Here is a 20,804-nt window from a genome sequence, read left to right on the forward strand (position 1 = left end):
AGGCAGACGGGACGTCGGGTCGTCGCCGGGTCGTCACCTCCGGTCGTCTTCCGGTCGTCTTCCGGTCGTCTTCGGGTCGTCTTCGGGGCTTATCGGGCATGGCTGGAACTCTCCGTCATGCACAGGCCCTGAGCTGCGGTGAACCGTCACTCTTGTATAACGTCGTCATGATCCACCGGAGAGAGCGGAACGTGCGCCTCAGGCGGTTCGTTCCCTGATCCGACCGCTCTGACCACGGGGGTTGGAAACCAGACACGAGAGCAAGGGGCCGCAGCAGATGGCTGGACTCGCATCGGACGGCTCGAACCCCGATGTCGGCCTGCTCTACGACATCAACGGACTGGCCAAGGCCGCTCCGCCGTGGTTCGACCGCGTCATGGAGTTCGTCGGCGAGTACGGGATCGTGCTCGCGATGGTCCTCGTCGTGCTCTGGTGCTGGTGGAGCGTCCGCCGGCGCGGCGCCCTCACCGACTCCGTCTCGGCCGTCGCCGGGCTCGTCTGGGCCCCGCTGGCCGCCGGCATCGCCCTCCTGGTCAACATCCCCATCCGCGGCTTCGTCGAGCGCCCCAGACCCTTCAGGGACCACCAGGGTCTGGAGGTCCTCGTCGACGGCAAGACCGACTTCTCCTTCGTCAGCGACCACGCCACCCTGGCGATGGCGCTCGGCGTCGGCGTCTTCGTCGCCCACCGCAGGTTCGGCCTCGCCGCGATCGCCCTCGCCCTCGCCGAGGGCTTCGCCCGGGTCTACATGGGCGTGCACTACCCGACCGACGTGATCGGCGGCTTCGCCCTCGGTACGGCCGTCGCGCTGCTCCTCGCCCCGGTCGCGCTCGCCCTGCTGACGCCCGTCGTCTCCGCCGTCGCCCGCTCCGGCCGCGGCGCCCGGCTCGTCCGCTCCCGCCGGGCCGACGCGGCACGGCGGCCCGAGGCCGTCGGCATTCCCGAGCCCCGGCTCGGCGGCCCCGCCCCGAGCACCGGCCAGAACGACCTCGCCGCCTAGGAGCCGCTCGTACGCCCGTGCCGCAGAGAAGCCGGGCGAACGTCCTCGCCGCCTAGGAGCCGCTCGTCCTGAGGTGTTCCGCCGCGTCCGTGCGGGCCTTGTCGCGGGATCTGCGGGCCGGGCCGCTCCAGCCGCAGCTGCACCGTGCCAGCGCGAACGAGCCGCGCTCCGTCGTCGTCGTGGTGTGAGGGGAAGCCTGCGCGTGCACCCCACCACCGTACTGCGCGTGACGGCACGCCTCGACCGTCGTTATGCGGATCGGGCGTCCCCCGGCCCGAGGGCCCCGGGGCAGGGCGGGTCCCGGGCAAACAGCGGTGAGGCGTTGGGGGTTGGCAGGCGATGGTGGTGCAGCGGTACGGGCGTCCGCACGTTCTCGGGAGCGGGGCGTTCGCCGTCACCGCCGTCCTGGTCGGCTCCCTCGTCGGGACCGCGGCGATCACGGGCTGCGCCGCCCCCGGGGACCCGAAGCCCGCGGCCGACCCCGCCCTCGCGGTGCGGAACGCCGCCGACGTGCTGGCGAGGACCGGCACCTCCAAGGCGAGCACCTCCATGGAGATGGCCGCCGGAGGGACCCGGGTCACCATCCGCGGCGAGGGCGGCTACGACTTCCGGCGCCGCACCGGACGGCTCCAGGTGCTGCTGCCGAAGGACCCGGCCGGGGCGAGCGAACACCGGCCGATCACCGAGCTCCTCACCCCCGGCGCGCTCTACATGAAGAACCGGGGCGCCGGGGTGCCCGCCGACAAGTGGGTCCGCGTCGACACCACCACCCTCGACGACGGCAACCTCGTCACGGGCGGGGCCACCGACCCGGCCGCCGCGGCGGAGCTGCTGCGGGGCGCCCGCGAGGTCACGTACCTCGGCGAGGTCGAGCTGGCAGGGGTGAAAGTCAGCCACTACCGGGGCGTCGCCGACATCGCGCACGCCGCCCGGGACGCCTCGCCGCAGCTGCGCGGGGCGCTCGCCGCGGCGGCGAAAGGGTTCGCCAAGGACACGGTGCCCTTCGACGCGTACCTCGACGGGGAGGGGCGGCTGCGGAAGGTGCGCCACCAGTTCAGCTTCAGCAACCAGGGCCGGACGGTCGCGGTCGCCTCGACGACCCTGCTGTACGGCTTCGGGGTCCCCGTCGAGGTGACGCTGCCGGACCGCCGGGACATCTACGCCGGGAAGATCAAGGCCTGAGCGGAGCTTCGCGTCGGCGGTCGGCCGAAAGGCCGCTGGTTCGGACCATCGCCAAATGGTCCGTCCGTGTCATGCGCGATCCGTGGCGAGCTCCCTACGCTGGGATACCGACTCCGGCAGGAAGAGGTGAATGCGAGTGGCTCCGCCCGGTACCGCGACCGTGCCCGGAGACCCGGACTGCGTCGCCCTCGCCGAGATCGAGCTCTGCGGCGAGCTGATCATCGCCGCGTCGGCCACGGACGGGGAGCGGCTCAGCGCCGACCGGATCGACGAGGTGCTGCGGGTGGCGGCGGACCTCTGAGGGCGAGGCCCCGCCCACCCCGTGCCGGCTCAGGTGCGCATCATGCGGGCGATGGCCTTCGTGGCCTCCTCGACCTTCTCGTCGATGCCCGCACCGGTGGCCGCCGCGTCCGCGACGCAGTGCCGCAGGTGCTCCTCCAGGAGCTGGAGGGCGAAGGACTGGAGCGCCTTCGTCGAGGCGGAGACCTGCGTGAGTATGTCGATGCAGTAGACGTCCTCGTCGACCATCCGCTGGAGGCCGCGGATCTGGCCCTCGATCCGGCGGAGCCGCTTGAGGTGCTCGTCCTTCTGCTTGTGGTAGCCGTGCACGCCGTGATCGTGTCCGTGTGCCTGGTCGGCCGGCTCGACGGCCTCGACGGCCTCGGGGGTGACCTGGTCCGTCTCGGTGGTCGTCATCGCGTCCTCCCGTTGTCCAGAAAAGGGGGTGTATACCCCTCGTGGGTATATGGTACCGATCCCCGCCGGTCCGGGCGGGGGCCCGTGCAGTTCACTGTGCCTGATGGGCGACACTGAGATACGCCGGTTAGCCGTGGCCGGATGATGCGCCTAGCATCAGCCTGACCGAAACCCAGCACCCCGAGGACCTCACGTGCGATTTCGTCTGACCCCCAGGGAGACGAGCTTCTACGACATGTTCGCCGCGTCCGCGGACAACATCGTCACGGGCTCCAAGCTCCTGATGGAACTGCTCGGAGCGGAGCCTTCCGCCCGGGCCGAGATCGCGGAGCGGATGCGGGCAGCGGAGCACGCCGGTGACGACGCCACCCACGCGATCTTCCACCAGCTGAACTCCTCCTTCATCACGCCGTTCGACCGCGAGGACATCTACAACCTCGCGTCGTCCCTCGACGACATCATGGACTTCATGGAGGAGGCCGTCGACCTGGTCGTCCTCTACAACGTCGAGGAACTCCCCAAGGGTGTCGAGCAGCAGATCGAGGTCCTCGCGCGGGCTGCCGAGCTGACCGCCGAGGCCATGCCGAACCTGCGGACGATGGCCAACCTCACCGAGTACTGGATCGAGGTCAACCGCCTCGAGAACCAGGCGGACCAGATCCACCGCAAGCTGCTCGCGACGCTCTTCAACGGCAAGTACGACGCCATCGAGGTGCTGAAGCTCAAGCAGATCGTCGACGTGCTGGAAGAGGCGGCCGACGCGTTCGAGCACGTTGCCAACACGGTGGAGACCATCGCGGTCAAGGAGTCCTGAGCTTCGTGGACACCTTCGCCCTGATCGTGACCATCGGTGTCGCGCTCGGCTTCACGTATACGAACGGCTTCCACGACTCCGCCAACGCCATCGCCACCTCGGTGTCGACCCGGGCGCTGACCCCCCGGGCGGCGCTCGCGATGGCGGCGGTCATGAACCTGGCGGGCGCCTTCTTCGGCAGCGGTGTCGCGCACACCGTCAGCAAGGGCCTGATCGAGACGCCGACGGGCGACAAGGGCATGGGGATCCTCTTCGCCGCCCTGCTCGGAGCGATCGTCTGGAACCTCGTCACCTGGTACTTCGGTCTTCCCTCGTCCTCCTCGCACGCCCTCTTCGGCGGCATGGTCGGCGCGGCGCTCGCGGGTGGCACGGGGGTCATCTGGTCGGGCGTCATCGACAAGGTCGTCATCCCGATGTTCCTCTCCCCGGTGGTCGGCCTCATCGCCGGTTACCTGGTGATGACCGCGATCATGTGGATGTTCCGCAAGGCCAACCCGCACAAGGCCAAGCGCGGCTTCCGTATCGCGCAGACCGTCTCGGCGGCCGGCATGGCGCTCGGCCACGGCCTCCAGGACGCCCAGAAGACGATGGGCATCGTGGTGATGGCCCTGGTCATCGGCGACGTGCAGAGCGCCGACGCCCCGATCCCGGTGTGGGTGAAGATCTCCTGTGCCGTGATGCTCTCGCTCGGTACGTACGCGGGCGGCTGGCGGATCATGCGGACCCTCGGCCGCAAGATCATCGAGCTTGACCCGCCGCAGGGCTTCGCGGCCGAGACCACCGGCGCGGCGATCATGTTCACCACGGCGTACGTCTTCAAGGCGCCGATCTCCACGACCCACGTCATCACCTCGGCGATCATGGGCGTGGGCGCCACCAAGCGCGTCAACGCGGTCCGCTGGGGCGTCGCCAAGAACATCGTCATGGGCTGGTTCATCACCATGCCGGCGGCGGCGCTGGTCGCCGCCGCGAGCTACTACGTCGTGCAGCTGATCTTCGGGTAGCGGTCGGCGGTACGCATGTGGGCCCGGCTCCCCTTGTGGGGGAGCCGGGCCCTTCGTCGTTACGGTGGCACCGCCATGCAGCACCGTAAGACGGCCATGCGGCGGAGCCGCATGGGGTCTTTATCCGAAGCGGCCGGAGATGTAGTCCTCGGTCGCCTGGACGCTCGGGTTGGAGAAGATGCGCTCGGTGTCGTCCAGCTCGATCAGCTTGCCGGGCTGGCCGACGGCCGCCAGGTTGAAGAAGGCCGTACGGTCCGAGACGCGGGCGGCCTGCTGCATGTTGTGCGTCACGATGACGATCGTGAAGCGCTCCTTCAGCTCGCCGATGAGGTCCTCGATCGCCAGGGTCGAGATCGGGTCGAGGGCCGAGCAGGGCTCGTCCATGAGCAGGACGTCCGGCTCGACGGCGATGGCGCGGGCGATGCACAGGCGCTGCTGCTGACCGCCGGAGAGGCCGGAGCCCGGCTTGTTGAGGCGGTCCTTGACCTCGTTCCAGAGATTGGCGCCCTTGAGGGACCGCTCGACGATGTCGCTCAGCTGGGACTTCTTGTAGCTGCCGTTGAGGCGCAGGCCCGCCGCCACGTTGTCGAAGATCGACATGGTGGGGAAGGGGTTCGGGCGCTGGAAGACCATGCCGACCGTGCGGCGCACGGCGACCGGGTCGACGTTCGCGCCGTACAGGTTCTCGTCGTCCAGCATCACCTTGCCCTCGACGCGGCCACCGGGGGTGACCTCGTGCATGCGGTTCAGGGTGCGCAGGAAGGTGGACTTGCCGCAGCCGGAGGGGCCGATGAAGGCCGTCACGGAGCGGGGCTCGACGGTCATCGAGATGTCGTCGATCGCCTTGTGGGCGCCGTAGTAGGCGGAGAGGCCGCTGACGTCGATGCGCTTGGCCATGTGAATCACTTCCTATTGCCGCGTCAGCGGCCGGTCTTCGGGGCCTTCCAGCGGGCGATGCCGCGGGCCACCAGATTGAGGATCATGACGAAGGCGATCAGGACGAGCGCGGCGGCCCAGGCGCGGGCCACGGCGGCGTCGGTGCCGACCGCGTACTGCTCGTACACGTAGAGCGGCAGGGAGGACTGGGCGCCTTCGAAGGGGTTCGGGTTGATGAGCTTCGTACCGAACACGAGGAGCAGGACCGGGGCCGTCTCACCGGTGATGCGGGCGACCGCGAGCATGACGCCCGTGGTGATGCCGCCGATCGCGGTGGGCAGGACCACCTTCAGGATGGTGCGCCACTTGGGGATGCCGAGGGCGAGGGAGGCCTCGCGGAGCTCGTTCGGGACGAGCTTGAGCATCTCCTCCGTGGAGCGGACCACGACCGGCATCATCAGGATGGCGAGGGCCATCGCGCCGGCGAAACCGGAGGGGCCGAAGCCCAGCATCAGGTTCCAGGTGGCGAGGACGAAGAGGCCGGCGACGATCGACGGGATGCCCGTCATGACGTCGACGAAGAAGGTGACGGCCTGGGCGAGCCTGCCGCCGCCGTACTCGACGAGGTAGACGGCGGTCAGGAGGCCGATCGGCGCGGCGATCAGGGTCGCGATGCCGACCTGCTCGATGGTGCCGAGCAGCGCGTGGTAGACGCCGCCGCCCGCCTCGGCGTCGAGGACGCCGTTCATCGAGTGGCTCAGGAAGTAGACGTCGAGGACGTCCATGCCCTTGCTGATCGTGACCCACGCCAGGGAGAGCAGCGGGATGACGGCGAGGACGAAGGAGACCCAGATCAGGCTGGTGGCGACGCGGTCCTTGGCCTGGCGGCGGCCCTCGACCCTGGTGGTCACGGCGAAGGTGACGAGGACGAAGAGCAGCGCGGCGATCAGGCCCCACTGGACCTTGCTGTGCCAGCCGGCGCCGAGGCCGATGCCGATGCCTCCGGCGATCGAGCCGGCGGCGATGGCGGCCGGGGTCCAGCGGGGGAGCCGGGCGTGCGAGAGGGGCCCGCGGCGCGGGGCGGCCGAGACCGGACGTTCCTGTATGGCGTGGCTCATGCCGCGGCCCCCGAGTACTCCTTGCGGCGGCCGATGATCCAGCGGGCGGCGCCGTTGACCAGCAGGGTGATGGCGAAGAGGACGAGACCGGAGGCGATCAGCGCGTCGCGGCCGAACTCGTTGGCCTCGTTGAACTTGGCGGCGATGTTCTGCGCGAAGGTGCCGCCGCCCGGGTCGAGCAGGTGGCCCGAGATGAGGAAGCTGGGGGAGAGGACCACGGCGACGGCCATGGTCTCGCCGAGTGCGCGGCCGAGGCCCAGCATGGAGGCGGAGATGATGCCGGAGCGGCCGAAGGGCAGCACCGACATGCGGATGACCTCCCAGCGCGTGGCGCCGAGGGCGAGGGCGGCTTCCTCGTGCATCTTCGGGACCTGGAGGAAGACCTCACGGGTCACGTTGGTGATGATCGGAAGGATCATGATCGCCAGCAGGATGCCCACGGTGAAGAGGTTGCGGGCGACGCCGTCGCTGGACTTGTCGAAGATGTACGTCCAGCCCATGTACTGGTCGAGCCACTGGTTCAGGCCGTCCAGGTACGGGACGAGGAAGATCGCGCCCCAGAGGCCGTAGATGATGCTGGGCACGGCGGCGAGCAGGTCGACGACGTACGCGAGCGGCTTGGCCAGCTTGCGCGGGGCGTAGTGCGAGATGAAGAGGGCGATCCCGATCGCGACGGGCACGGCGATGAGCATCGCGATGACCGAGGAGACGGCGGTGCCGAAGGCGAGGACGGCGATGCCGAAGACCGGCGGGTTGTTCGCCGGCGTCCACTCGAAGGTGGTGAAGAAGTTCGTGCTGTCGTTCGAGATCGCGTTGACAGCGCGGTAGGTCAGGAAGACCGCGATCGCGGCCATGATCACGAGGAGGGTGATGCCGGAGCCTCGGGACAGACCGCTGAAGATGCGGTCCCCGGGGCGGGACGCGCTCTTGGCGCGCCGGCTCCTCTGTATGTCAGGTGAGGTGGAAGCCATCGGTTTTCTCCGGTCTGCGGGTCCCGTACGGGTACGGGGCCCTGGCGGCGGTGCACCGGATGCCGGGGCCGGCCCCCCTGTCAGGGAGGGGCCGGACCCGGCCGGGGGTCAGGACAGGGTGGGGACGATCGCGCGGACCTTGGCCGCGATCTCGGCCGGGAGCGGGGCGTAGCCGGCGTCGGAGAGGACCTTCTGGCCCTCCTCGCTGGCGGTGTAGGTGAGGAACGCCTTCAGGGTCGGCAGGGTCTCCGCCTTGTTGCCCTTGTCGCAGGCGATCTCGTACGTGACCAGGGTGATCGGGTAGGCGCCCTCGGCCTTGGTGGTGTAGTCGAGGGACAGGGCCAGGTCGCTGCCGGTGCCCTTGACCTTGGCGGCGGCGATGGCCTTGGAGGCGTTCTCCGTGCTGGCGGCGACCGGGGCGGCGGCACCCGTGTTGATGCTGACCGTGGAGATCTTGTTGGCCGTCGCGTAGGACAGCTCGAAGTAGCCGATGGAGCCCTCGGCGTCCTTGACCGCGGTGGCGACACCGGAGGAGCCGTTGGCGGCCTGGCCACCCGGGGCGGGCCACGACTTCGTCTTCGGGTCGTACTTCCAGTCGGCCTTAGCGGTGGCCGAGAGGTACTTGCCCAGGTTCTGGGTGGTGCCCGACTCGTCCGAGCGGTGGAAGGCCTGGATGGTGGTGTCGGGGAGCTTCGCGCCCGGGTTCAGCTTGGCGATCGCCGGGTCGTTCCACTTGGTGATCTTCGTGTCGAAGATCTTGGCCAGAGTGGGGGCATCCAGGACGAGATTGTCCACGCCGTCCAGCTTATAGCCGATGGCGATGGGTCCGCCGACCATGGGCAGGTTGACGCCCTTGCCGCCCTTGCAGATCTTCTGCGACTCGGTGACCTCTTCGTCCTTGAGGGCGGAGTCGGAGCCGGCGAAGGTGACCTGGCCCTGGTTGAACTTGGTGATGCCGCCGCCGGAGCCGATGGCCTGGTAGTTGACCTCGACGCCGGAGCACGCGGCCTGGAAGTTCTTGACCCACAGGTCCATCGCGTTCTTCTGCGCGCTGGAGCCCGCGGCGAGGAGCTGGCCCTTGGCACCGTCACACGCGATGTTCGACGCGGCGGCGGAGGTCTTGGTGCCGCCGTCCTTGGTCGGGGTCTCCGTGTTGTTGTCCGAGCCACACGCCGAGAGGACGAGCGCGCCGGAGACGACGAGGGCACCGATCGCGGAGGCGCGAAGCCCGTTGTTGCGCGAAAGCTTCACTTTCGGGTGTTCCTTCCAGAAGCCGCCTTGTCGCGGACCGTGATGTCCTGACCGTTCTACGGCGGCGTGTGTCGGTTGGTGGGTGCATCGCTGTGCTCCGTGCACCGTGTAAGGCCGAAATTAGGCAGAACAGGTGAAGCGGTCGACGGGGGAGGGTGAACGGGAAGTGAACCGTGCCGGAAGCCCGGGTGTGCCCCCTGAGGGGCCTGGCCCTTGGTAGGCGGACGCGGCGCGGGGGCCCGGGTCGTCGCTGCCATATCGCCCCGGACCTTCAGACGTGGCTGGACGGGGGCGGTACGGCGGAGTACCGGGCGGAGGAAGGTCGGCTCTATGCGGGGCCGCGCCGGTTCGGCTGGCTTGGGGGCTCCACGGATCCTTACCGGCCCGCCGACAAGTACGGGGACGACGAGGAGTGGCCGCATCTGCTGGCCATGATCCGGAGACCGGTGAACCGGGGACGTGTTCTCCGACGTCCTCCGATGCGGACGGCTCAACGATCTCGGAGAGATCTGCCGTTCCAAGCTCCGCGGGAACAGGGCTACCGGCAGGAACGCAAAGTACGGCGACTACTACCGATGCGGAGATCCCAACTGCAAGGGCGTCGGCCGTCGAGTGGCAGCCGTGGACGAGTTCCTGGAGGGGCTCGTCCTCGGCCATCTCGGTGAACACTTCGCGGGCGGCACGGACGGACCGGTCGCATGGCGTGGTGAGAAGAAGCCGGCCGAGCTCCGCCGGACGCGGCAGGAGATCGAGGCGTCGATTGCGGCAGGGGAGGTGCCCTGGGGAGAAGTCCGGGGTCTGCTCCTGCGACTGGGCCGGAGTGTCGAGGGTCTGGAGTCGGAGCGGCGAGAGCACGCGGAGCAGCAGGCGACGGGACTGCGCGGCTGGAGCCGTGAGAGATGGGGACGCATGGCGGTGCGCGAGAAGCGCGAGGTGATCGCGCGAGTACTTGCGTCGGTCCTCGTCCTGGCCGTTCCGGAAGGCGTCAGCGACAAGGCGCCGCTCGATCCTGAACTGCTCAGGCCGTCGTGGCGCTGGGAGACGCCTTCCAGGGGCCACGCTCTCTGAGGAGGGCATCGACCAGGTCCTTGTCTCTGTTCTGTGTGAGACGGTCCCGCGCGGCTGCCGGGGGGAGCCACAGCAGCCGCGTCACTTCACTGTTCGGCTCGAACGAGCCTTCTGTGGCCTCGGCTGTCCAGTAGCGGACCTCCTTGGGGCGGCCCTGCACCTGGTACCGCACGGTGGGCAGCTCGACACCCAGAACACAACTCATGCCGGTCTCCTCTCGGACCTCCCGCGCCGCCCCTGATCGGGCCTCCTCTCCGTGCTTCAGCTTGCCTTTCGGGTGGGACCAGTCCGCCCACTTCGGACGGAAGACGAGGGCGATCTCGATGCCGTGGCCGGAAACCGCCGGACGCCACAGGACGCAGCCCGCCGCCAGGATGGGGGTGGGGGTGGTCATGGGACCGGGGCCGTCGTTCTGCGCCAGGCGCGCTGGAAGGCGAAGCGTGCCGCTTCGACCTCGTGGCGCTGGTCGGCGTGGAGGACGCCCAGGGCGTAGGCCGTGGCCGGGGCGATGCGGGGGGTGCGGGCCGCCGTGGCCGCCGCCGTCGCGGCCTCGGCGGCGTCGCGGTGCCGGTCCAGGGCCCGGGCCGCCTCGTACAGGACGGAGTCCGGTTCGCCGCCGGTGTGCAGGGCCTCGGTGGCGTACCGGTGCAGGCGCAGCAGGAGCCGCGTCTGGTGCCAGGGCGCGTCCTGGCTCTCGCCGGCGGCCAGGGCGAGGGCGTCGGCGTTGTACGGGTGGGCCGCCCGGGTCAGCGGAAGGGCGGCGACCGCGTCGAGGAGGCGCCGTTCGGCGACCTCTGCCGGGGCGTCCAGGACGTCGACGGCCGGGGCCCCGCCGACCGGGCCGAGCGGCACCTCGGAGGCCAGGAGGGCGACGGCGTCGGCGACGGCGTGGAAGCGGGCGGAGCCGAGCGCCTGGAGGGAGGCCGAGTGGGCGCGCGTACGGGCCAGGGTCAGCTGGCGTTCGAGGAGCGCGCCGGCCCGGGCGGCGCCCACGGTGAGTCCGGCGCCGCCGTCCGCGCCCCGGGCGGCCGGCACGGGCCCGCTGCTGTTCGACAGGCGGGACAGTGCGTCCACCAGGCGGACGAGCCGGGACGTACAGGCCTGCTCCAGGGCCAGGGTGCCGGAGAGCCAGGCGAGCTCGGTCCGCAGCTGGTCCGCCCAGGCCGTGTCGAGCAGCGGCCGGAAGGTGTGGAGGGTGCCGCTGATCCGGCGGGCCGCGCCCCGCAGCGTACGGGCGGCCTCCTCCGCGCCGGCCGTGTCGGAGCCGCTCTCGGTGTGCAGGCGCAGGCCGCGGAGGAAGTCCGCGGCCCGGGCGTGCAGGTAGGGGGCCAGGACCTCGCCCGCCGTCACGTCCTGCGAGTGGTCAGGGTTGTGCACGCCGGCGCCTCCGCGCGTCGATGAGCATCTCCTGGACGTGCCGCAGGGGCCGGCCCTCGGGGTCGGTCGCGTGTCGCGTCCAGTTCCCGTCGGGGCCGAGGTGCCAGGAGGAGGTGGTGTCGGACATCCCGGTCTCCAGGAGCCGGGTGAGTGCGGCCCGGTGCGCCGGGTCGGAGACCCGTACGAGGGCCTCGATCCGGCGGTCCAGGTTGCGGTGCATCATGTCGGCGCTGCCGAACCACACCTCGGGTTCGCCGCCGTTGCCGAAGGCGAAGACCCGGGAGTGCTCCAGGAAGCGGCCGAGGATCGAGCGGACCCGGATGTTCTCCGAGAGGCCGGTGACGCCGGGGCGTACGGCACAGATGCCGCGGACCCAGATGTCGACGGGGACGCCGGCCCGCGAGGCCTGGTAGCAGGCGTCGATGACGGCCTCGTCGACCATCGAGTTGACCTTGATCCGTACGTACGCGGGCCGCCCGGCACGGTGGTGCGCGATCTCCTTGGTGATCCGGGAGACCAGCCCGTCGCGGAGCGACTTGGGGGCGGTGAGCAGGCGGCGGTACGTCTCGCGGCGGGAGTAGCCGGAGAGCCGGTTGAACAGGTCGGAGAGGTCCGCGCCGACCTGCGGGTCGGCGGTGAGCAGGCCCAGGTCCTCGTAGAGCCGGGCGGTCTTCGGGTGGTAGTTGCCGGTGCCGACGTGCGAGTACCGGCGGAGCAGCTCGCCCTCCTGCCGTACGACGAGCGACAGCTTGCAGTGGGTCTTGAGGCCGACGAGGCCGTAGACGACGTGGCAGCCGGCCTCCTCCAGCTTCCGTGCCCACTTGATGTTGGCCTGCTCGTCGAAGCGGGCCTTGATCTCGACGAGGACGAGGACCTGCTTGCCGGACTCGGCGGCGTCGATGAGGGCGTCCACTATCGGGGAGTCGCCGGACGTCCGGTACAGCGTCTGCTTGATCGCGAGGACGTCCGGGTCGGCCGCCGCCTGCTCCAGGAAGGCCTGCACGGACGTCGAGAACGAGTCGTACGGGTGGTGCAGGAGCACGTCCCGCTCGCGCAGCGCCGCGAAGATGTCGGGCGCGGACGCCGACTCGACCTCGGCGAGGTCCCGGTGGGTGCCGGCCACGTACTTCGGGAACTTCAGCTCGGGCCGGTCCTGCCCGGAGATCCCGAAGAGCCCGGTGAGGTCGAGCGGGCCGGGCAGCGGGTACACCTCGGCGTCGGAGACCTTCAGCTCGCGCACCAGCAGGTCGAGGACGTACGGGTCGATGGACTCCTCGACCTCCAGGCGCACCGGCGGGCCGAAGCGGCGCCGCATGAGCTCCTTCTCCAGGGCCTGGAGCAGGTTCTCGGCGTCGTCCTCCTCGACCTCCAGGTCCTCGTTCCTGGTCACCCGGAACATGTGGTGCGCCAGCACCTCCATGCCGGGGAACAGCTCCTCCAGGTGCGCCGCGATCACGTCCTCGAGGGGTACGTACCGCTGCGGGGAGGCCTCCAGGAAGCGGGAGAGCAGCGGCGGCACCTTGACGCGCGCGAAGTGGCGGTGGCCGCTGACCGGGTTCCGTACGACCACGGCGAGGTTGAGGCTCAGGCCGGAGATGTACGGGAAGGGGTGCGCCGGGTCCACGGCCAGCGGCGTGAGCACCGGGAAGATCTGCTGCCGGAACAGGGTGAAGAGCCGCGCCTGCTCCTTCTCCGTGAGCTCGGGCCAGCGGATCAGGTGGATGCCCTCGTCGGCCAGGGCCGGGGCCACGTCCTGCTGGTAGCAGGCGGCGTGCCGGGCCATGAGCTCGCGCGAACGCGTCCAGATCAGGTCCAGGACCTCGCGCGGCTGGAGGCCGGAGGCGGAGCGGGTGGCGACGCCGGTGGCGATGCGGCGCTTCAGGCCGGCGACCCGGACCATGAAGAACTCGTCGAGGTTCGAGGCGAAGATCGCGAGGAAGTTCGCCCGTTCGAGGAGGGGGGTCGTCGGGTCCTCGGCGAGTTCGAGGACCCGCTCGTTGAACGCGAGCCAGCTGCGCTCCCGGTCGAGGAAACGCCCCTGCGGCAGATCGTCGCCGAGTGCGCCGTCGCCCTCGTACGTGTCGGGATCCGAGTCCAGGTCGGCGTCGAGGTCGGTCATGACGGTCCCCTGCACCACCTGCGCGCGGTGGGCGGTTATGGAACCGAGGGACGGCGCGGCGGACGACGTTCCGGACGCCGTTCCGGAGGACGTTCCGGACGACGGGGCGGACGGCGTGGCGGAGGACTGGACCGGGACCTCGGCGGGCTGCTGGCTCATGGCCCCATTCTTCCGCGCGAAGGGGTGGTCGGGCGCGTCGGAGCGGGCCGTGGGGGAGGGAAGTCTCCCTTTGGGGAGAGCGGACACGGAGCGCTTCATTGCGTGAGCGTCGCAAGCGCGTCTGAATGGCCGGTAACGACGACATGTCGTACGGGAATCGGGGGCGGGGCCGTGTGCGGGCCCCGCCCCCGGGATGTCTACGCGTGTTCCCTACGGGTGCCGGGCGCGCAGGACGCGGAAGGCGGCGAAGGCCGCGAGGGCGGCGAGGGCGAGACAGATGCCGGTCTCGACGAGCTGGAGGGGCCAGTAGTGCGAGGCGGGGTGGACGTCGAGGAACCCGGTGACCCCTCCCCGGTCGGTCATGCACCGCTCGACGGTGTTCGGCTGGGCGGCGAAGCAGTCCTCCCAGAGGATGCGCTCGCCGGATGCCGTGAGCATGCCTCGGTCCAGTGGCCAGGCTCGGTTCTCGGCCGACAGTCCGGCACCGGTCAGGGTCCGGATCGGCCAGAGGTCGTCGCGCAGCCGGGAGAGGGCCGCCAGGGCCACCCCGATGACGAGAGCGGCGACTCCCATCGCAACGACGGTGCGCCGGGCGAGGACGCCGATGGCCGTGCCCAGGGCGAGGCCGAGGAGCGCGTGCGCCACCGGCACGATGCCGAACGAGACGAACATGGTCGGCTCGTACCAGTACGTGGGGAAGTCGTCGGTGGGGCCCGTCGACCACGACCAGTAGAAGACCAGGCTCAGCAGGGGGACGACCGTGAGCGTGAGTGCTGCGGGGACCGAGACCTTGGCGGCGAGCCAGCGTGCCGGGCTTACGGACTGCGTCCACGCCAGCTTGTACGTGCCGGACTCCAGCTCGCGGGCGAGCATGGGGCCCGCGACGAACGCCCCGAGCAGGGCGGGCAGGGCGAGCATGCCCACGGCGGCGTACTTGACGAGGTTCCGGGCGAACCACTGGTCGTCGGAGTAGTCGCGCTGAGCCTGGAAGCAGGAGTTGTCCGAGCCGTCGGGGGTGCAGCCCGCCGCTCGCAGCGCGTCCACCGCGCTGTCCGACCACATCCGTGAGGAGACCATGACCGCCACCGCGGCGGCCGCGAGGGCGAGCGACCACCACAGCGCCCGCCGATGCTGACGGAACGTCACCCATTGCGGGCCCTTGAGGGCGAGGGCGGTCATGAGGAGGCTCCTTCCGGGGTGCGGGCGGCGCGGAGGTGGGCGAGGAGGAGTTCCTCCAGGGAGGGCTCGGTGACTTCCCAGGGGCCTTCGACGGGGCCCTCGCGGCGGACGAGCGCCGTGAGCTGGCGGCCCGTCGTCCGGGCGTCGACGACCGTGTGCGGGGCGAGGTCGGCGACCGGGCCGGTCAGCAGGGTGTACGCGGCGAGCAGGTCGTCGATCGCGCCGTCGAGGCGGATGCGGCCGTCCTGCACGAGAAGCAGGTGGTCACAGGCGCTGTCCAGCTCGGTGAGGATGTGCGAGGACATGACGACGGTCGTGCCGCGTTCGGCGGCGTCGGCCATGAGGGCGCCCATGAGTTCGTGCCGGGCGAGCGGGTCGAGGTCGGCCATCGGCTCGTCCAGGACCAGCAGTTCGGGCCGCTTGCCGAGGGCGAGCGCGAGCGCGAGCCGGGTGCGCTGCCCGCCGGAGAGGGAGCGGACCCGGGCCTTCCCGGGCAGGGGGCCGGCCTCGACGATGCTCTCGGCGACGGCCCGGTCCCAGCGGTCCGGGTTGAGTTCGCGGCCCGTTCTCAGCGTCTCGGCGACGGTGAGCTGCCCGTACAGGGGTTTGTCCTGGGCGACGTACGCGAGGCGTTCCCGTCCGGGTGTCTCGATCAGGCCCTCGGTGGGCCGCAGCAGGCCTGCGGCCAGGGCGAGGAGGGTCGACTTCCCCGCCCCGTTGGGGCCGACGACGGCGACGACGCGGCCGGCGGGCAGGGTGAACGTGCAGTCCTTCAGTGCCCAGGCCTCGCCGCGCCGTCGGTAGCGCAGGCCGAGACCCTCGGCCTTGATGACCGGGTCGGTCATTCGTCCCCCTCGAAGTGTTCCTTCAGTACGGATGTGAAGAGCGCGGCCACGTCCTCCCGCTCCAGTCCTGCGGCGCGTGCACGGCGGGCCCAGTCGGTGAGTTCGCCGCGCAGCGGCGAGTCGGCGGGGGCGGTGCCGAGGGTGGCGCGGACGAAGGTGCCGAGGCCGCGGCGGGCTTCGACGAGGCCTTCGCGTTCGAGCTCGCGGTAGGCCTTGAGGACCGTGTTGGGGTTGATGGCCGTCGCTTCGACGACCTCGCGTGCGGTGGGCAGTCGGTCGCCGGGTTCCAGGAGGCCCATCCGGAGGGCCTGTTTCGTCTGCTGGACGATCTGGAGGTAGGTGGCGACGCCACTGCGCCGGTCGATGCGGTACTCGACCACGATCCTTCCACCACCCTTTCACTAATCAAGTAGTGAAAGGGTGGTGGAAAGAAGGGGGCGGTGTCAACCGCCCCCTTCTCGAAGAGACTTACGACTCCGTGCGGTACATCAGGTCCACCTCGTGCGTGGTGAAACCGATCCCCTCGTAGACCCGCACCGCCGCCGTGTTGTCCGCGTCCACGTACAGCATCGCCGTCGGCAGCCCCTGCGCCGCCAGGTGCCGCAGGCCGATCGCGGTGAGCGCCTTGCCGAGGCCGCCGCCCTGGGCCTCCGGCAGGATGCCGACCACGTACACCTCGCCGAGCTGCTCCTCGGCGTGCGTCTTCGTCCAGTGGAAGCCGACGAGCCGCCCGTCCTTCTCCGCGAGGAAGAAGCCCTTCGGGTCGAACCACGGCTCGGCCATCCGGTCGTCCAGGTCCCGCTGCGTGAGCGAACCCTGCTCCGGGTGGTGCGCGAAGGCCGCGGCGTTGACGGCGAGCCAGGCCGTGTCGTCCTGGCCGGGCGTGAAGGTGCGGACGGTGACGCCCTCCGGCAGTACCGGCTCCGGGATGTCGAGCGGCACCAGGGGCCGCCGCAGCTGGCGCAGCTCCCGGAAGAGCGTCAGGCCGAGGACCTGGGCGAGGTGCCGGGCCGCCGACTTGCCGCCGTGCGCCCAGACGCGCAGCCGCTTGCCGGAGGCGGCGAGCAGGGCGGTGCCGAGCGCCCGGCCGTGGCCGCGGCCCCGGTGGGACGGGTGGACGACCAGCTCGGCGGCCGGGGCCTCGATCGGGTCGGTCTCCTCCAGCTGGGCGTAGCCGTACAGGTGGGAGCCGACGGTGAGGAGGAAGTGACGCACGCCCTCGCGCCTGCCGTGCCGCAGGTAGAGCCGCCCCTGCTCGGACACGGCGTGCAGGCCGTCGGCGTGGTCGGCGGCCTCGAGCAGCTCCAGTACGTCCTGGATCTGCTCGGGCGTGAGCTCGTCATACGTGTGGATCTGCCGTCCCGGATCGAGGGCCGGCGCCGTGTCGGAAGTCATGGCTATGAGCCTACGGCGACACTTCGTCAGCCAGAGGCAACTGTCTTGTAACCAGCCACCCCCTGTTGCGCTACGCGCGTTGACTCTAGGCTGCACGCGCAACGGGGAGTAGATCAAGGCCGCGAAACGGGGCAAGGGGACTAGGGGAGAGATGGCAGCGACACCGAGGAAGAACAAGACGGCACGGCGAATTCTCGCCGCCGGAGCGGGGCTTGCGACCGTCGGGGCGCTCGTCGCCGCGATGCCGTCGGCCGGTGCGGCCGGGGACGCCGTCGCCGCCGGGCAGGGGACGAACGGCAAGGGATGGGGCCGGATGGTCGACGTCCAGCTGCTCTCCTTCAACGACCTGCACGGCAACCTGGAGCCGCCGGCCGGTTCGTCCGGGCAGGTCGTCCGGACGAAGGAGGACGGCACCACCGAGAAGATCGACGCCGGTGGTGTCGAGTACCTGGCCACGCACCTGCGTCAGGCGCGTGAGGGGAATCGTTACTCCATCACGGCGGCGGCCGGCGACATGATCGGCGCCTCCCCGCTGCTCTCCGGGCTCTTCCACGACGAGCCGACCATCGGGGCGCTGAACCAGCTGGACCTGGACGTCACCTCGGTCGGCAACCACGAGTTCGACGAGGGCGCGCGCGAGCTGGCCCGGATGCAGAACGGCGGCTGTCACCCGACCGCCGGCTGCTTCGTCGAGGGCAAGACCTTCGAGGGCGCCGACTTCCCGTACCTCGCGGCGAACGTGACGGACGAGAAGACCGGCAAGCCGCTGCTCGACCCGTACTTCATCTGGGAGAAGGACGGCGTCAAGATCGGCTTCATCGGCGTGACCCTGGAGGGCACCCCGAACGTCGTCACCGCCGAGGGCGTCAAGGGCCTCACGTTCGGTGACGAGGTCGAGACGATCAACAAGTACACGAAGGTCCTGGAGCGCAAGGGCGTCAAGTCCATCGTCGCCCTGGTCCACGAGGGCGGCATGCCGGCCTCGGCCTCGTACAACTACAACTGCGACGGTGACGGCGACGGTGACGGCGAGGGCGTCTCCGGCGCGATCGTCGACATCGCCAAGAACGTCTCGCCGCAGGTCGACGCGCTGGTCACCGGCCACACGCACCAGGCGTACGTGTGCACCATCCCGGACCCGGCGGGCAAGCCGCGTCTGGTGACCTCGGCGTCCTCGTTCGGCAAGCTGTACACGGACACGACGCTGACGTACGACCGCGCCACCAAGGACATCGTGCGTACGGCGGTGGCCTCGGCCAACCACGTCGTCTCGCGTGACGTGCCGAAGGCCGCGGACATGACGAAGCTGATCGAGGACTGGCGCGCGCTCGCCGCCCCGGTCGCGAACCGCCCGCAGGGCTTCATCGCCGCCGACATCAACGGCCGCGGCTCCACGGCGTACGAGAAGCCGCTCGGCGACGTGATCGCCGACGCGCAGCTGGAGGGCCTGGCCCCGGCGGACAAGGGTGGCGCGCAGCTGGCCCTGATGAACCCGGGCGGCATCCGCTCGGACCTGGTCTACAAGGCCTCCGGCGCCGAGGGCGACGGTGTGGTGACGTACGGCGAGTCCTTCACCGTGCAGCCCTTCACCAACATGATGAACGTGGTCGACCTGTCCGGCGCGAACCTGATCACCGCGCTGAAGCAGCAGGTCAGCGGCTCGAACCTGAACTCGGTCAAGATCCTTCAGGTGTCGAAGGGCCTCACCTACACGCTCGACATGACGAAGACGGGCGCGGACCGCGTCGTCGACGGCACGATCAAGCTGAACGGCGAGGCGATCGACCCGTCGAAGACCTACCGCGTCGCGATGAACGAGTTCCTCGCGGGCGGCGGCGACGGCTTCGCGGCCCTGGCCGCCGGCACGAACAAGCTGGTCGGCGCCTCGGACCTGGACCTCTTCAACGCGTACCTGGCCGGCCACTCCTCGGCCACCGCGCCGCTGCCGGTCCCGGCGGCGGACCGGATCACGGTCGTGAAGTAGCCCCGAAGCGGCCCTGAGGGGGCGGCGGCCCGTTTTCGACGGACCGCCGCCCCTTTCGCGTGCGCGCTCTGGTGAGGTTGTTGTGGACCTGTCATAGTCCCGGTCCATGGACCGACGACGATTCCTTGTGGGAGCCGCGGCAGCCGGGACCGCTCTGTTCGTGGGAGCGCCCACCGCCTCGGCCGTGGACGTGCGCGCGTGGATGGGGGCACACGGGGACGGGACGCCGCTGCAGCGGCTCACCATTCCCGGGACCCATGACTCCGGGGCCCGCTTCGGGGGGCCCTGGAGCGAGTGCCAGAACAGCACCATCGCCCAGCAGCTGGACAGCGGTGTCCGGTTCCTGGACGTGCGGTGCCGGGTGACCGGTGGGTCCTTCGCCATCCACCACGGGGCCTCCTACCAGAACATGATGTTCGGGGACGTCCTCGTCGCCTGCCGGGACTTCCTCGCCGCGCACCCCTCCGAGACCGTCCTCATGCGGGTCAAGCAGGAGTACTCCGAGGAGTCCGACGCCACCTTCCGGGCCGTCTTCGACGACTACCTCGACCGGCGCGGCTGGCGCTCCCTCTTCCGGATCGGGGACACGCTGCCGCTGCTCGGCGAGGCGCGCGGGCGGGTCGTGCTGCTCGCCGACAACGGCGGGCTGCCCGGTCTGCGGTGGGCCGACCCCGCCGTCTTCTCGGTCCAGGACGACTGGAACGCCCTGCCCGACGCCAAGTACCCCAAGATCCAGGCCCACTTCCGCGCCGCCGTCGCCCAGCCCGGCCCGCTCTACGTGAACTTCGTCAGCACCTCCGCGTACCTGCCGCCCCGCTGGAACTCCGACCGGCTGAATCCGTGGGTGCACGGGTTCGTGGACAGTGCCGAGCTGGCCGGGCGCGTCGGGCTCGGGATCGTGCCCCTGGACTTCCCCAACACCCGGGCGGGTCTCGTGGAGGCGCTGCTCCGGCACAACTAGCGCTGCGTCTTCGTCCCGTGCACCGCCGTGTACTCGGCCGCCAGCCACGGGGCCAGGTCCTCGACGAGGAGACGGAGGACGGCCGGGTCCGGGGCCGGAGACCTGCCCGCCAGGACCGCCAGGCGCATCTGCTCCGCGCGGTCCGGGTAGAAGCCGCCGAAGAGCGCCGCCGACCGGTCCAGGTCGCTGGTCCAGCCGCCCCACCGGGGCATGACCAGGGTGAAGCCCGTACGGACCAGTCGGCGGCCGACCGCACGCCCGAGCGCGCGGAGGTCCGTGCCCGCGGCGGCGCGGGCCCGCCAGCCGGGCAGGAGCAGGGCCAGGTCGCCGTTCGTCTCGCGCGCGAGCAGCGAGGTCGGACGGTACGGGGGCAGCTGCTCGGCCAGGTCGGGGCCGGACAGCGGGGTGCAGAGGCAGGCCACGAAGAAACCCAGGTCGTGGCGTTCGAGCTCGCTGAGGAGCGTCCCGGTGCTGCTCAGCAGGATCCCGGCGCCGTCGATCTGGGGCAGGTCACGGTCGAGCGCCGCCTCGACCGCGCGGGCGGCGGCGCGGTCCGCCTCCGTGGGCTCCTCGTGCAGAGCGAGCTGCACGTCCAGGTCGGAGACGCCGGCGACCGCCGTGCCGCGGGGCACGCTGCCGTACAGGTACGCGCTGTGCAGCCGGTCCGGGCCGAACGCTTCGGAGAGCCGGGCGCGCGCGGCCTCCACGACCGGCGCGAACGCCGCCGGCACGCGCTCCAGGGCGCCCTCGCGCGCGATCGTTCCGTCGGGTTTCAGACCGCGGTCGTCCATGAGGCCACCCCCGC

22 protein-coding genes are annotated in these 20,804 nt (G+C 70.6%); 8 read left to right on the top strand and 14 right to left on the bottom strand.

All coding sequences use genetic code 11. The features are described 5' to 3' along the window. Window positions 1-277: 277 nt before the first annotated feature. Window positions 278-1,000 (top strand): phosphatase PAP2 family protein, encoded by a 723-nt coding sequence (locus tag ACN9M0_RS19505; RefSeq protein ID WP_366038773.1) that lies wholly within the window; start codon window positions 278-280, stop codon window positions 998-1,000. 52 nt (window positions 1,001-1,052) lie between these two features. Here the strand turns inward: ACN9M0_RS19505 and ACN9M0_RS19510 are convergent, their stop codons facing one another. Further along, a complete protein-coding gene (locus ACN9M0_RS19510) occupies window positions 1,053-1,208 on the bottom strand; it encodes a hypothetical protein (protein WP_399700860.1) in 156 nt (51 codons plus the stop codon). A gap of 131 nt (window positions 1,209-1,339) precedes the next feature. Between ACN9M0_RS19510 and ACN9M0_RS19515 the strand changes: the two genes are divergently transcribed. Continuing rightward, the gene (locus ACN9M0_RS19515; protein ID WP_366038774.1) at window positions 1,340-2,182 is read left to right on the top strand and encodes a hypothetical protein; all 843 of its coding nucleotides are present in this window, start codon (window positions 1,340-1,342) and stop codon (window positions 2,180-2,182) included. A gap of 136 nt (window positions 2,183-2,318) precedes the next feature. Then, window positions 2,319-2,483, top strand: coding sequence for a hypothetical protein (locus ACN9M0_RS19520; RefSeq protein WP_366038883.1), 165 nt, complete (start codon window positions 2,319-2,321; stop codon window positions 2,481-2,483). A 29-nt stretch (window positions 2,484-2,512) separates the two neighbouring features. Here the strand turns inward: ACN9M0_RS19520 and ACN9M0_RS19525 are convergent, their stop codons facing one another. After that, window positions 2,513-2,878, bottom strand: coding sequence for a metal-sensitive transcriptional regulator (locus ACN9M0_RS19525; RefSeq protein WP_366038775.1), 366 nt, complete (start codon window positions 2,876-2,878; stop codon window positions 2,513-2,515). 193 nt (window positions 2,879-3,071) lie between these two features. On the opposite strand from ACN9M0_RS19525, the gene ACN9M0_RS19530 reads away from it, so the two are divergent. Then, window positions 3,072-3,692 (top strand): DUF47 domain-containing protein, encoded by a 621-nt coding sequence (locus ACN9M0_RS19530; protein ID WP_015035093.1) that lies wholly within the window; start codon window positions 3,072-3,074, stop codon window positions 3,690-3,692. Window positions 3,693-3,697: 5 nt separating this feature from the next. After that, complete coding sequence (locus ACN9M0_RS19535) at window positions 3,698-4,696, top strand: inorganic phosphate transporter (protein WP_366038776.1); 999 nt, start codon at window positions 3,698-3,700, stop codon at window positions 4,694-4,696. A gap of 120 nt (window positions 4,697-4,816) precedes the next feature. On the opposite strand, the gene pstB is transcribed toward ACN9M0_RS19535, so the two are convergent. The 4 genes from pstB to pstS form a co-directional block, all read right to left on the bottom strand. After that, the gene (gene pstB / locus ACN9M0_RS19540) at window positions 4,817-5,593 is read right to left on the bottom strand and encodes a phosphate ABC transporter ATP-binding protein PstB (protein WP_366038777.1); all 777 of its coding nucleotides are present in this window, start codon (window positions 5,591-5,593) and stop codon (window positions 4,817-4,819) included. A 23-nt stretch (window positions 5,594-5,616) separates the two neighbouring features. Next, window positions 5,617-6,690: a phosphate ABC transporter permease PstA gene (pstA, locus tag ACN9M0_RS19545; protein ID WP_366038778.1), complete on the bottom strand. Its 1,074-nt coding sequence runs from the start codon at window positions 6,688-6,690 to the stop codon at window positions 5,617-5,619. Beyond that, complete coding sequence (pstC, locus tag ACN9M0_RS19550) at window positions 6,687-7,661, bottom strand: phosphate ABC transporter permease subunit PstC (RefSeq protein WP_366038780.1); 975 nt, start codon at window positions 7,659-7,661, stop codon at window positions 6,687-6,689. Before pstC ends, pstA begins: the two co-directional genes overlap by 4 nt. Window positions 7,662-7,769: 108 nt before the next feature. Then, complete coding sequence (gene pstS / locus ACN9M0_RS19555) at window positions 7,770-8,912, bottom strand: phosphate ABC transporter substrate-binding protein PstS (RefSeq protein ID WP_366038782.1); 1,143 nt, start codon at window positions 8,910-8,912, stop codon at window positions 7,770-7,772. A gap of 621 nt (window positions 8,913-9,533) precedes the next feature. On the opposite strand from pstS, the gene ACN9M0_RS19560 reads away from it, so the two are divergent. Beyond that, window positions 9,534-9,980: a hypothetical protein gene (locus ACN9M0_RS19560; protein WP_426403962.1), complete on the top strand. Its 447-nt coding sequence runs from the start codon at window positions 9,534-9,536 to the stop codon at window positions 9,978-9,980. Here the strand turns inward: ACN9M0_RS19560 and ACN9M0_RS19565 are convergent. The 7 genes from ACN9M0_RS19565 to mshD form a co-directional block, all read right to left on the bottom strand. Beyond that, window positions 9,931-10,374 (bottom strand): NUDIX hydrolase, encoded by a 444-nt coding sequence (locus ACN9M0_RS19565; RefSeq protein ID WP_366038784.1) that lies wholly within the window; start codon window positions 10,372-10,374, stop codon window positions 9,931-9,933. The genes ACN9M0_RS19560 and ACN9M0_RS19565 overlap by 50 nt on opposite strands. Continuing rightward, entirely contained in the window at window positions 10,371-11,357 is a 987-nt protein-coding gene (locus ACN9M0_RS19570; RefSeq protein ID WP_366038785.1) for a CHAD domain-containing protein, read from the bottom strand. Before ACN9M0_RS19570 ends, ACN9M0_RS19565 begins: the two co-directional genes overlap by 4 nt. Further along, the gene (locus tag ACN9M0_RS19575; protein WP_366038786.1) at window positions 11,344-13,635 is read right to left on the bottom strand and encodes an RNA degradosome polyphosphate kinase; all 2,292 of its coding nucleotides are present in this window, start codon (window positions 13,633-13,635) and stop codon (window positions 11,344-11,346) included. Before ACN9M0_RS19575 ends, ACN9M0_RS19570 begins: the two co-directional genes overlap by 14 nt. 210 nt (window positions 13,636-13,845) lie before the next feature. Beyond that, complete coding sequence (locus ACN9M0_RS19580) at window positions 13,846-14,814, bottom strand: hypothetical protein (RefSeq protein ID WP_399700873.1); 969 nt, start codon at window positions 14,812-14,814, stop codon at window positions 13,846-13,848. Next, the gene (locus ACN9M0_RS19585; protein WP_426403963.1) at window positions 14,811-15,659 is read right to left on the bottom strand and encodes an ABC transporter ATP-binding protein; all 849 of its coding nucleotides are present in this window, start codon (window positions 15,657-15,659) and stop codon (window positions 14,811-14,813) included. Before ACN9M0_RS19585 ends, ACN9M0_RS19580 begins: the two co-directional genes overlap by 4 nt. Beyond that, entirely contained in the window at window positions 15,656-16,039 is a 384-nt protein-coding gene (locus ACN9M0_RS19590) for a GntR family transcriptional regulator (protein WP_426403964.1), read from the bottom strand. Before ACN9M0_RS19590 ends, ACN9M0_RS19585 begins: the two co-directional genes overlap by 4 nt. A gap of 88 nt (window positions 16,040-16,127) precedes the next feature. Beyond that, window positions 16,128-17,054, bottom strand: coding sequence for a mycothiol synthase (gene mshD, locus ACN9M0_RS19595; RefSeq protein WP_366038791.1), 927 nt, complete (start codon window positions 17,052-17,054; stop codon window positions 16,128-16,130). A 151-nt stretch (window positions 17,055-17,205) separates the two neighbouring features. Between mshD and ACN9M0_RS19600 the strand changes: the two genes are divergently transcribed. After that, on the top strand, window positions 17,206-19,038 hold the full coding sequence (locus tag ACN9M0_RS19600) for a bifunctional metallophosphatase/5'-nucleotidase (protein WP_366038792.1): 1,833 nt from the start codon (window positions 17,206-17,208) through the stop codon (window positions 19,036-19,038). 106 nt (window positions 19,039-19,144) lie between these two features. Next, window positions 19,145-19,999, top strand: coding sequence for a phosphatidylinositol-specific phospholipase C (locus ACN9M0_RS19605; RefSeq protein WP_366038793.1), 855 nt, complete (start codon window positions 19,145-19,147; stop codon window positions 19,997-19,999). Here ACN9M0_RS19605 and ACN9M0_RS19610 read toward each other — a convergent pair. After that, window positions 19,996-20,790, bottom strand: a complete 795-nt coding sequence (locus ACN9M0_RS19610; protein WP_366038794.1) for a nucleotidyltransferase — start codon at window positions 20,788-20,790, stop codon at window positions 19,996-19,998. The two genes, ACN9M0_RS19605 and ACN9M0_RS19610, sit on opposite strands and share 4 nt — an antisense overlap. Between the last annotated feature and the right edge of the window lie 14 nt (window positions 20,791-20,804).

The organism is Streptomyces sp. R-07, from assembly GCF_049913175.1.
Taxonomy (GTDB): domain Bacteria; phylum Actinomycetota; class Actinomycetes; order Streptomycetales; family Streptomycetaceae; genus Streptomyces.

Excerpts from the sequence above, each read along its gene's own strand:
- ACN9M0_RS19600 (WP_366038792.1), top strand. The coding sequence starts at position 17,206 with ATGGCAGCGACACCGAGGAAGAACAAGACGGCACGGCGAATTCTCGCC.
- ACN9M0_RS19505 (WP_366038773.1), top strand. The coding sequence starts at position 278 with ATGGCTGGACTCGCATCGGACGGCTCGAACCCCGATGTCGGCCTGCTC.
- pstC (WP_366038780.1), bottom strand. The coding sequence starts at position 7,661 with ATGGCTTCCACCTCACCTGACATACAGAGGAGCCGGCGCGCCAAGAGC.
- ACN9M0_RS19585 (WP_426403963.1), bottom strand. The coding sequence starts at position 15,659 with ATGACCGACCCGGTCATCAAGGCCGAGGGTCTCGGCCTGCGCTACCGA.
- ACN9M0_RS19610 (WP_366038794.1), bottom strand. The coding sequence starts at position 20,790 with ATGGACGACCGCGGTCTGAAACCCGACGGAACGATCGCGCGCGAGGGC.
- ACN9M0_RS19515 (WP_366038774.1), top strand. The coding sequence starts at position 1,340 with ATGGTGGTGCAGCGGTACGGGCGTCCGCACGTTCTCGGGAGCGGGGCG.
- ACN9M0_RS19525 (WP_366038775.1), bottom strand. The coding sequence starts at position 2,878 with ATGACGACCACCGAGACGGACCAGGTCACCCCCGAGGCCGTCGAGGCC.
- pstB (WP_366038777.1), bottom strand. The coding sequence starts at position 5,593 with ATGGCCAAGCGCATCGACGTCAGCGGCCTCTCCGCCTACTACGGCGCC.
- ACN9M0_RS19575 (WP_366038786.1), bottom strand. The coding sequence starts at position 13,635 with ATGAGCCAGCAGCCCGCCGAGGTCCCGGTCCAGTCCTCCGCCACGCCG.
- ACN9M0_RS19605 (WP_366038793.1), top strand. The coding sequence starts at position 19,145 with ATGGACCGACGACGATTCCTTGTGGGAGCCGCGGCAGCCGGGACCGCT.
- mshD (WP_366038791.1), bottom strand. The coding sequence starts at position 17,054 with ATGACTTCCGACACGGCGCCGGCCCTCGATCCGGGACGGCAGATCCAC.
- ACN9M0_RS19565 (WP_366038784.1), bottom strand. The coding sequence starts at position 10,374 with ATGACCACCCCCACCCCCATCCTGGCGGCGGGCTGCGTCCTGTGGCGT.
- ACN9M0_RS19580 (WP_399700873.1), bottom strand. The coding sequence starts at position 14,814 with ATGACCGCCCTCGCCCTCAAGGGCCCGCAATGGGTGACGTTCCGTCAG.
- pstA (WP_366038778.1), bottom strand. The coding sequence starts at position 6,690 with ATGAGCCACGCCATACAGGAACGTCCGGTCTCGGCCGCCCCGCGCCGC.